This is a genomic window from Streptomyces sp. NPDC058469, from assembly GCF_042721125.1.
GTDB lineage: Bacteria > Actinomycetota > Actinomycetes > Streptomycetales > Streptomycetaceae > Streptomyces.
Map to the genome: position 1 here is coordinate 1 of NZ_JBHXME010000259.1, position 9,896 is coordinate 9,896.

The 9,896-nt window shown below is 68.6% G+C and carries 9 protein-coding genes; 7 read left to right on the plus strand and 2 right to left on the minus strand.

Annotation, left to right across the window (positions count from 1 at the left end; translation table 11 throughout):
- The first annotated feature begins 72 nt into the window (after positions 1 to 72).
- Genes ACFWP5_RS50135 through ACFWP5_RS50150 form a run of 4 tightly spaced genes read left to right on the plus strand, consistent with a single transcriptional unit; the run spans position 73 to position 4,930 of the window.
- Positions 73 to 2,292 carry a polyribonucleotide nucleotidyltransferase gene (locus ACFWP5_RS50135; protein ID WP_384173374.1) on the plus strand — a complete coding sequence of 740 codons (2,220 nt, stop codon included), beginning with the start codon at positions 73 to 75 and terminating at the stop codon, positions 2,290 to 2,292.
- On the plus strand, positions 2,289 to 3,668 hold the full coding sequence (locus ACFWP5_RS50140; protein WP_384173377.1) for a M16 family metallopeptidase: 1,380 nt from the start codon (positions 2,289 to 2,291) through the stop codon (positions 3,666 to 3,668). The genes ACFWP5_RS50135 and ACFWP5_RS50140 overlap by 4 nt, the downstream gene beginning before the upstream one ends.
- Before the next feature lie 55 nt (positions 3,669 to 3,723).
- Positions 3,724 to 4,476, plus strand: coding sequence for a 4-hydroxy-tetrahydrodipicolinate reductase (gene dapB, locus ACFWP5_RS50145; RefSeq protein ID WP_384173380.1), 753 nt, complete (start codon positions 3,724 to 3,726; stop codon positions 4,474 to 4,476).
- Between the two features lies 1 nt (position 4,477).
- Positions 4,478 to 4,930: a hypothetical protein gene (locus tag ACFWP5_RS50150; protein ID WP_384173383.1), complete on the plus strand. Its 453-nt coding sequence runs from the start codon at positions 4,478 to 4,480 to the stop codon at positions 4,928 to 4,930.
- Positions 4,931 to 5,002: 72 nt separating this feature from the next.
- On the opposite strand, the gene ACFWP5_RS50155 is transcribed toward ACFWP5_RS50150, so the two are convergent.
- Positions 5,003 to 5,557, minus strand: a complete 555-nt coding sequence (locus ACFWP5_RS50155; RefSeq protein WP_384173386.1) for a hypothetical protein — start codon at positions 5,555 to 5,557, stop codon at positions 5,003 to 5,005.
- A 122-nt stretch (positions 5,558 to 5,679) separates the two neighbouring features.
- Positions 5,680 to 5,919, minus strand: a complete 240-nt coding sequence (locus ACFWP5_RS50160) for a hypothetical protein (RefSeq protein WP_384173389.1) — start codon at positions 5,917 to 5,919, stop codon at positions 5,680 to 5,682.
- A gap of 213 nt (positions 5,920 to 6,132) precedes the next feature.
- Between ACFWP5_RS50160 and thyX the strand changes: the two genes are divergently transcribed.
- The 3 genes from thyX (at position 6,133) to ACFWP5_RS50175 (ending at position 9,798) form a co-directional block, all read left to right on the plus strand.
- Positions 6,133 to 6,873: an FAD-dependent thymidylate synthase gene (gene thyX / locus ACFWP5_RS50165; RefSeq protein ID WP_384173392.1), complete on the plus strand. Its 741-nt coding sequence runs from the start codon at positions 6,133 to 6,135 to the stop codon at positions 6,871 to 6,873.
- A gap of 211 nt (positions 6,874 to 7,084) precedes the next feature.
- Positions 7,085 to 7,984, plus strand: coding sequence for a 4-hydroxy-tetrahydrodipicolinate synthase (dapA, locus tag ACFWP5_RS50170; protein ID WP_363096666.1), 900 nt, complete (start codon positions 7,085 to 7,087; stop codon positions 7,982 to 7,984).
- Positions 7,985 to 8,112: 128 nt separating this feature from the next.
- On the plus strand, positions 8,113 to 9,798 hold the full coding sequence (locus ACFWP5_RS50175; protein ID WP_384173397.1) for a ribonuclease J: 1,686 nt from the start codon (positions 8,113 to 8,115) through the stop codon (positions 9,796 to 9,798).
- Positions 9,799 to 9,896 lie beyond the last annotated feature (98 nt).

Genomic DNA, 9,896 nt, shown 5'->3' on the forward strand with positions numbered 1-9,896 from the left:
CGAGGCGTTCACACTGCGCGACAAGGTCGACGTCTACCTGATCCACACCATGCCCTAACGGAGAAAACGCTAGTGGAGAACGAGACCCACTACGCCGAGGCCGTCATTGACAACGGCACTTTCGGCACCCGCACCATCCGCTTCGAGACGGGCAGGCTGGCCAGGCAGGCCGCCGGCTCCGCCGTGGCGTACCTGGACGACGACACCATGGTGCTGTCGGCCACCACCGCCTCCAAGAAGCCCAAGGAAAATCTCGACTTCTTCCCCCTCACGGTGGACGTCGAGGAGCGGATGTACGCCGCCGGCAAGATCCCCGGCAGCTTCTTCCGCCGTGAGGGCCGGCCGTCCGAGGACGCGATCCTCACCTGCCGCCTGATCGACCGCCCGCTGCGCCCGTCCTTCAAGAAGGGCCTGCGCAACGAGATCCAGGTCGTCGCCACGATCATGGCCCTCAACCCCGACCACCTGTACGACGTCGTGGCGATCAACGCCGCCTCCGCGTCCACGCAGCTGGCCGGTCTGCCCTTCTCCGGCCCGATCGGCGGCGTCCGCGTCGCGCTGATCAACGGCCAGTGGGTCGCGTTCCCGACGCACACCGAGCTCGAGGACGCCGTCTTCGACATGGTCGTCGCCGGTCGCGTCCTGGAGGACGGCGACGTGGCGATCATGATGGTCGAGGCCGAGGCCACCGAGAAGACCATCCAGCTGGTCGCGGGCGGCGCCGAGGCGCCGACCGAGGAGGTCGTCGCCTCCGGTCTGGACGCCGCGAAGCCCTTCATCAAGGTGCTCTGCAAGGCCCAGGCCGACCTCGCCGCCAAGGCCGCGAAGCCGACCGGCGAGTTCCCGGTCTTCCTCGACTACCAGGACGACGTCCTGGAGGCACTGACCGCCGCGGTCAAGAGCGAGCTCTCCCAGGCGCTCACCATCGCCGGCAAGCAGGAGCGCGAGGCCGAGCTGGACCGCATCAAGGAGATCGCCGCCGAGAAGCTGCTCCCGCAGTTCGAGGGCCGCGAGAAGGAGATCTCCGCCGCGTACCGCTCGCTGACCAAGTCCCTGGTGCGCGAGCGTGTCATCAAGGACAAGGTCCGCATCGACGGCCGTGGCGTCACGGACATCCGTACGCTCGCCGCCGAGGTCGAGGCCATCCCGCGCGTGCACGGTTCCGCGCTGTTCGAGCGTGGCGAGACCCAGATCCTGGGCGTCACCACCCTCAACATGCTCCGCATGGAGCAGCAGCTGGACACCCTCTCCCCGGTGACCCGCAAGCGCTACATGCACAACTACAACTTCCCGCCGTACTCCGTCGGCGAGACCGGCCGCGTCGGCTCCCCGAAGCGCCGCGAGATCGGCCACGGAGCGCTCGCCGAGCGCGCCCTGGTGCCGGTGCTCCCGACGCGCGAGGAGTTCCCCTACGCGATCCGTCAGGTGTCCGAGGCCCTCGGCTCGAACGGCTCGACGTCCATGGGCTCGGTCTGCGCCTCCACCATGTCGCTGCTGAACGCCGGTGTGCCCCTGAAGGCCCCCGTCGCCGGTATCGCCATGGGCCTGATCTCCCAGGAGATCAACGGCGAGACGCACTACGTCGCCCTCACCGACATCCTCGGTGCGGAGGACGCCTTCGGCGACATGGACTTCAAGGTCGCCGGCACCAAGGAGTTCGTCACCGCCCTCCAGCTCGACACCAAGCTGGACGGCATCCCCGCCTCCGTCCTGGCCGCCGCTCTCAAGCAGGCCCGTGACGCCCGCCTCCACATCCTCGACGTGATGATGGAAGCGATCGACACGCCGGACGAGATGTCCCCGAACGCCCCGCGGATCATCACCGTCAAGATCCCCGTGGACAAGATCGGCGAGGTCATCGGCCCGAAGGGCAAGATGATCAACCAGATCCAGGAGGACACCGGCGCCGACATCACGATCGAGGACGACGGCACCATCTACATCGGTGCCGCGCAGGGCTCGCAGGCCGAGGCCGCTCGCGCAGTGATCAACGGCATCGCCAACCCGACCATGCCGGAGGTCGGCGAGCGCTACCTGGGTACGGTCGTCAAGACCACCACCTTCGGCGCGTTCGTGTCGCTGCTGCCGGGCAAGGACGGTCTGCTGCACATCTCGCAGATCCGCAAGCTCGCCGGCGGCAAGCGCGTGGAGAACGTCGAGGACGTGGTCGCCGTGGGCGCCAAGGTCCAGGTCGAGATCGCCGAGATCGACTCCCGCGGCAAGCTCTCCCTGATCCCCGTCATCGAGGGTGAAGCGAGCGGCGACGACAAGAAGGACGACGACGACAAGTGACGTCGAGCAGCTCCACGGCGACGGCCCGCACCTCCTCGGAGGCGCGGGCCGTCGCCCGTACCCAAACCCTCATCCAGGGCACCAACGGCATCGGCACGGTCCGTAAGACCACCCTCCCGGGCGGCCTGCGCATCGTCACCGAGAGGCTGCCCTCGGTCCGCTCCGCGACCTTCGGCATCTGGGCACACGTGGGCTCCCGCGACGAGACACCGTCCCTGAACGGCGCCACGCACTACCTGGAGCACCTCCTCTTCAAGGGCACGCACAAGCGCAGCGCCCTGGACATCTCCTCCGCGATCGACGCGGTCGGCGGCGAGATGAACGCCTTCACGGCGAAGGAGTACACGTGCTACTACGCCCGCGTGCTCGACACCGACCTGCCGCTCGCCATCGACGTGGTCTGCGACATGCTGACGGGCTCCCTGATCCGTGAGGAGGACGTCAACGTCGAGCGCGGCGCCATCCTCGAAGAGATCGCCATGACGGAGGACGACCCGGGCGACTGTGTGCACGACCTGTTCGCGCGCACGATGTTCGGCGACAACCCCCTCGGCCGCCCGGTCCTCGGCACGGTCGACACCGTCAACGCCCTCACCGCGGACCGCATCCGCCGCTTCTACAAGAAGCACTACGACCCGACCCACCTCGTGGTCGCGGCCGCGGGCAACATCGACCACGACAAGGTCGTACGCCAGGTCCGCGCGGCCTTCGAGAAGGCGGGCGCCTTCCGCACTCCCGAAGCGGCACCCATCGCCCCGCGCGACGGCCGCCGCGCGCTGCGTTCCACCGGCAAGGTCGAGCTGATCGGCCGCAAGACCGAGCAGGCGCACGTCGTCCTCGGCATGCCGGGCCTCGCCCGCACGGATGAGCGCCGCTGGGCGCTGGGGGTCCTCAACACGGCCCTCGGCGGCGGCATGTCCTCCCGTCTCTTCCAGGAGGTCCGGGAGAAGCGCGGCCTGGCCTACAGCGTGTACTCGTACACGTCCGGCTTCGCCGACTGCGGCCTCTTCGGCGTCTACGCCGGCTGCCGGCCCTCGCAGGTCCACGACGTGCTGAAGATCTGCCGCGACGAACTCGACCAGGTCGCCGCGAACGGCCTGTCCGACGACGAGATCGGCCGCGCCGTCGGCCAGCTCCAGGGCTCCACCGTCCTCGGCCTCGAGGACACGGGCGCGCTGATGAACCGTATCGGCAAGAGCGAGCTGTGCTGGGGCGAGCAGATGTCCGTCGACGACATGCTCGCCACGATCGCGGCGGTCACCCCGGACGAGGTCCGCGCGGTCGCCCGCGAGATCCTGGGACAGCGGCCCTCGCTGTCGGTCATCGGCCCGCTCAAGGACAAGCAGGCGGCCCGGCTGCACGACGCGGTCGCCTGACACCCGTGTTCGGTACCCGCCTTCGGTACCCGTCTCCGGTAAGGAAGCAAGAACGATGAGCAAGCTGCGCGTGGCGGTCCTCGGTGCCAAGGGCCGTATCGGCGCCGAGGCGGTACGAGCCGTCGAGGCCGCCGAGGACATGGAACTGGTGGCCGCCCTGGGCCGGGGCGACTCACTGGAGACGCTCACGGAGTCCGGCGCCCAGGTCGCCGTCGAACTGACCACCCCCGCCTCGGTGATGGACAACCTCGACTACTGCGTGGGCCACGGCATCCACGCGGTCGTCGGTACGACGGGCTGGACCGACGAACGCCTCGCGCAGCTCACCGGCTGGCTGGCCAAGTCCCCGGAGACGGGCGTCCTCATCGCCCCCAACTTCTCCATCGGCGCCGTACTCACCATGAAGTTCGCGCAGATCGCCGCGCCCTACTTCGAGTCGGTCGAGGTCATCGAACTGCACCACCCGAACAAGGTGGACGCCCCCAGCGGCACCGCCACCCGCACCGCCCAGCTCATCGCGGAGGCCCGGGCCAAGGCGGGCTCGGCCCCCGCGCCGGACGCCACGACGAGCGCCCTGGACGGGGCGCGCGGCGCGAACGTCGACGGCATCCCCGTGCACGCCGTCCGGCTGCGCGGCCTGCTGGCCCACCAGGAGGTCCTGCTCGGCGGCGAGGGCGAGACCCTGACCGTCCGGCACGACTCCCTGCACCACAGCAGCTTCATGCCGGGCATCCTGCTCGGCGCCCGCCGCGTGGTGACGACCCCGGGCCTCACCTTCGGCCTGGAGCACTTCCTGGACCTGGGCTGACATGCGCGCCAAACTCACCTACGCCGTCACGGCCGCCGTCCTGGTCTTCTACTTCGTCCTGGTCGGCAGCCGCGGCGTCATGCTCATACAGTCCGGCACGCTCATCACGGTCACCTTCGGGATCGCGGTCCTGATCCTGCCGGTGATCGGCGTGTGGTTCCTCTGGAAGAACACCCAGTTCGTCCGCAACGCCAACCGCCTCGCCGCCGAACTCGACGCCGAAGGCGGCCTGCCCGTCGACGAGTTGAGGCGCACCGCCGGCGGCCGCATCGACCGCGACTCCGCCGACGAGGTCTTCGCCAAGCGCAAGGCCGAGACGGAGGCGGCCCCCGACGACTGGCGCAGCTGGTTCCGCCTCGCCGTCGCCTACCACGACGCCCGCGACACCCCCCGCGCCCGCAAGGCGATGCAGCGCGCGATCGCCCTGCGCGACGGCCGCCCCGTCCAGGCCTGAAACGAGTTCCGCACGCCGAAGGGGCCGGCCCGCACTCACCGCAGACCGGCCCTTCTCGTCGCTGTCGGGCGGTCAGCTCCGCCGGTACTCGTCGGACCACACCTCGACCGAGTCCGCGGCCCGGTCGAAGGAGGAGGCACGCGCCACGAAGTCGATGTCGTGCGTGGTCAGCAGCGCGGCCACGTCCTCCGGAGCACGGTCCTTGCGTACGAGGACCAGCGCCTGCCCCTGCACCGTGCGCGGCAGCCCGAGCCAGCGCACCGGCTGCTGCACCGTGCGCACGGCGACGACCCGGTCCCAGCGCACCGTAAGGGTGAAGAGGAACCGCACCCGGCGCAGCCCGCGCGCGCTCACCCACACGCCCATGCGCAGCAGCCGCAGGGCACAGAGGATGACGACCATCGCGACGCCGAGGATCACCCCGGCCTCGGACCGTGAGCCGGTCAACGCGATGATGACCGCGGCGAACAGCACGTACGACGCGAGCAGCAGTACGAGCGCCGCTGCCGCCACCCGCCACGGGCCGGGCCGGTAGGGGCGCCGCCAGCGGTCGCGGTCGTCGAACGGCAGCGCGAGCTCGTCCGCGGCCTCGAATGCGCGGTCGGCCGTAAGGAAGGGCAGGGGCACGGCTGGTGTCCTCACTGAATCCATGCGTGGGCTGTGCCCGGTGAGGCTATCCGGCCGTGTACCCGCTCACCACCCTTGGGGGTCCGGATGAGTCATGGTCGGCTGCGGAGCTGCGCGGCAGGTCAGCGGTTGTCCGCGGCCTGGGACTGCTGGTTCTGGGTCGAGAGGTTGTGCTGGGACAGTGCCGGCATCCCGAGGACCAGGGAGCCCACGATTCCGGCGACGATGGTGAGGCCCAGGAGCCAACGCCCGGCTATCTGACCGGCGGACGCACGCTCATGCGGCGGCGGTGTGACATTGCTGCGGAAGCGGTCGGTCTCGGCGATGAAGGCGAACGGAACGGGTTCGCGCCGACGGAACATCGGTGGTGCTTCTCCCCTCAGGGGTCGAATCGGGATCGAACGGGTGGCTCTCACCAAGACAGACGAGCGAACGCCCCAATTGGTGCCCTGTTTCACCGAATTCGCAGAAGTTCGCCAATGAATGTCGCGGCACGGCACCGAACGCCCCGATGTCAGTGCCGGGCCGTAGAGTGGGCGCCGCCCGAGAGACGTGATGGAAGGACCCTCCGAGCCGTGACCGACACCCCCGCCGACGACCTCAAGCCCAGTTTCCGCAGTGACGTGACCGTCGAGCTGGTCAAGCACACCGCGTCCGACGCGGACGTGCTCTTCGCCGCGCGCGTCTCGACGATCGGCGAGCAGTCCCTGGACGAGATGGGCAAGGACCCCGAGCGCTCCAAGGGCCTGATCAACTACCTGATGCGGGACCGGCACGGCAGCCCCTTCGAGCACAACTCGATGACGTTCTTCATCAGCGCCCCGATCCTCGTCTTCCGCGAGTTCATGCGGCACCGGGTGGGCTGGTCGTACAACGAGGAATCGGGAAGGTACCGGGAGCTCCAGCCGGTCTTCTACGTCCCCGGCGAGTCCCGCAAGCTGGTCCAGGAGGGCCGCCCGGGCAAGTACGTCTTCGTGGAGGGCACCCAGGCCCAGCAGGAGCTGGTCGGCCGTGCCATGGAGGACTCGTACCGTCAGTCGTACGAGGCGTACCAGGAGATGCTCGCCGCCGGCGTGGCCCGCGAGGTCGCCCGTGCCGTCCTCCCCGTAGGCCTCTTCTCCTCGATGTACGCCACGTGCAACGCGCGCTCGCTGATGCACTTCCTCGGCCTGCGCACGCAGCACGAGCTGGCGAAGGTGCCGTCCTTCCCGCAGCGGGAGATCGAGATGGTCGGCGAGAAGATGGAGGAGCAGTGGGCCAAGCTCATGCCACTCACCTACGCCGCCTTCAACGCCAACGGTCGTGTCGCCCCGTAGCGCACCTCTGTTTGCCGATCGGGCACACATGTACGGATGGGCCGTGCGAAGTGTCCGTATTGCGGCATTTGGAGAAGTTCATCTAGCCTGATCAAACGGACCCGGCACTGCTTGAACCCCCGAGCAGGCAGTGCCGGGTTCCATATTTGTCATGACTTGTCGCCTGCCCCTAGGGCAGACCCCGCATTGAGCAGCGAGTAGCGTGTTACCCATGGCCCCGACCTCCACTCCGCAGACCCCCTTCGGGCGGGTCCTCACCGCCATGGTCACGCCCTTCACGGCGGACGGCGCACTCGACCTCGACGGCGCTCAGCGGCTCGCTACCCACCTGGTGGACGCAGGCAACGACGGCCTGATCATCAACGGCACCACCGGTGAGTCCCCGACCACCAGCGACGCGGAGAAAACGGATCTCGTACGAGCCGTACTGGAAGCGGTCGGAGACCGCGCCCACGTCATCGCCGGCGTCGGCACCAACGACACCCACCACAGCGTCGAACTCGCCCGCACGGCCGAACGCACCGGCGCGCACGGCCTGCTCGTCGTCACGCCGTACTACAACAAGCCCCCGCAGGAGGGCCTCTACCGGCACTTCAAGGCCGTCGCCGACGCCGCGGAACTGCCGGTCATGCTCTACGACATCCCCGGCCGCAGCGGCGTCCCGATCGGTACCGAGACCCTGGTCCGACTCGCCGAGCACCCGCGGATCGTCGCCAACAAGGACGCCAAGGGCGACCTCGGCCGCGCCAGCTGGGCCATCGCCCGGACCGGCCTGGCCTGGTACTCAGGCGACGACATGCTGAACCTGCCGCTGCTCTCCGTGGGCGCGGTGGGCTTCGTCTCGGTCGTAGGCCATGTGGTCACACCCGAACTGCGCACCCTGGTGGAGGCGTACGTCTCCGGTGACGTCCAGAAGGCCACCGAGATTCACCAGAAGCTGCTCCCCGTCTACACCGGTATGTTCCGCACCCAGGGCGTCATGACCACCAAGGCCGCGCTCACCCTCCAGGGACTGCCCGCCGGACCGCTGCGCTCGCCCATGGTCGAGTGCTCGCCCGAGGAGATCGCTCAGCTCAAGATCGATCTTGCCGCCGGCGGGGTACAGCTCTGACAACGGACTTCACAACTGAATACGCAGGGCTTCGGCGCCTGCATCCCACACCCAATAACTGCATTTGCACGAACGTCATGCGCGCCACGTGCCCACAGGTACGTGGCGCGCATGGGTAGGAGAGTCTTTTGAGTCATCCGCATCCTGAACTCGCCCCGCCGCCCAAGCTCCCCGAAGGCGGCCTGAGGGTCACGCCACTCGGCGGCCTCGGGGAAATCGGCCGGAACATGACGGTCTTCGAATACGGCGGCCGCCTGCTCATCGTCGACTGCGGCGTGCTCTTCCCCGAGGAGGAGCAGCCCGGCATCGACCTGATCCTGCCGGACTTCACGTCCATCAGGGACCGCCTCGACGACATCGACGGCATCGTCCTCACGCATGGCCACGAGGACCACATCGGCGCAGTCCCGTATCTCCTTCGTGAGAAGGCGGACATCCCGCTGATCGGCTCCAAGCTGACCCTCGCCCTCATCGAGGCGAAGCTTCAGGAGCACCGCATCCGGCCGTACACGCTCGAGGTCGCCGAGGGGCACCGCGAACGCATCGGCCCCTTCGACTGCGAGTTCATCGCCGTCAACCACTCGATCCCGGACGCGCTCGCGGTCGCCATCCGCACCCCCGCGGGCATGGTCGTCCACACGGGCGACTTCAAGATGGACCAGCTCCCGCTGGACGGCCGTCTCACGGACCTACACGCGTTCGCCCGGCTCAGCGAGGAGGGCATCGACCTGCTCCTCGCCGACTCGACGAACGCCGAGGTCCCGGGATTCGTCCCGCCCGAGCGCGACATCTCGAACGTCCTGCGACAGGTCTTCAGCAACGCCCGCAAGCGGATCATCGTGGCGAGCTTCGCCAGCCACGTCCACCGCATCCAGCAGGTCCTGGACACGGCGCACGAGCACGGCCGCCGGGTCGCCTTCGTCGGCCGCTCGATGGTCCGCAACATGGGTATCGCCCGTGACCTCGGTTATCTCAAGGTTCCGCCGGGCCTGGTGGTGGACGTCAAGACGCTCGACGACCTCCCGGACAGCCAGGTCGTCCTGGTCTGCACGGGCTCGCAGGGCGAACCGATGGCCGCCCTGTCCCGCATGGCCAACCGGGACCACCAAATCCGCATCGTCGCGGGCGACACGGTGATCCTGGCCTCGTCGCTCATCCCGGGCAACGAGAACGCGGTCTACCGCGTGATCAACGGCCTCACCCGCTGGGGCGCGAACGTCATCCACAAGGGCAACGCCAAGGTCCATGTCTCCGGACACGCCTCGGCCGGCGAGCTGCTGTACTTCTACAACATCTGCAAGCCGAAGAACCTGATGCCGGTCCACGGCGAATGGCGCCACCTACGGGCCAACGCCGAACTGGGCGCCATGACCGGCGTTCCGCACGACCGGATCGTCATCGCCGAGGACGGCGTGGTCGTCGACCTCATCGAGGGCAAGGCCAAGATCTCCGGCAAGGTCCAGGCGGGTTATGTCTACGTCGACGGCCTCTCGGTCGGCGATGTCGGCGAACCCGCGCTGAAGGACCGCAGGATCCTGGGCGACGAGGGCATCATCTCGGTGTTCGTCGTCGTGGACTCGTCCACCGGCAAGATCACGGGTGGTCCACACATCCAGGCCCGGGGCTCCGGCATCGACGACTCCGTCTTCGTGGACGTGGTCCCGAGGATCACGGAGGTCCTGGAGCGCTCGGCCCAGGACGGCGTGGTGGAACCCCACCAGCTGCAGCAACTGATCCGCCGGACACTCGGCAAGTGGGTCTCCGACAACTATCGGCGCAGGCCGATGATCCTCCCGGTCGTCGTGGAGGTCTGACCGCCGTACGACCCATGTGGCAGTCGGTCTCGAAGGCGAGCACCTGCGTCGGGTCAGCACTCACCGCGGGCTCCTTCAGCGTGGCGCATAGGTACGGC

What these genes read in the sequence shown, in the direction of transcription:
- dapB (WP_384173380.1), top strand. Translation starts at nt 3,724, where the DNA reads ATGAGCAAGCTGCGCGTGGCGGTCCTCGGTGCCAAGGGCCGTATCGGC.
- ACFWP5_RS50160 (WP_384173389.1), bottom strand. Translation starts at nt 5,919, where the DNA reads ATGTTCCGTCGGCGCGAACCCGTTCCGTTCGCCTTCATCGCCGAGACC.
- dapA (WP_363096666.1), top strand. Translation starts at nt 7,085, where the DNA reads ATGGCCCCGACCTCCACTCCGCAGACCCCCTTCGGGCGGGTCCTCACC.
- ACFWP5_RS50150 (WP_384173383.1), top strand. Translation starts at nt 4,478, where the DNA reads ATGCGCGCCAAACTCACCTACGCCGTCACGGCCGCCGTCCTGGTCTTC.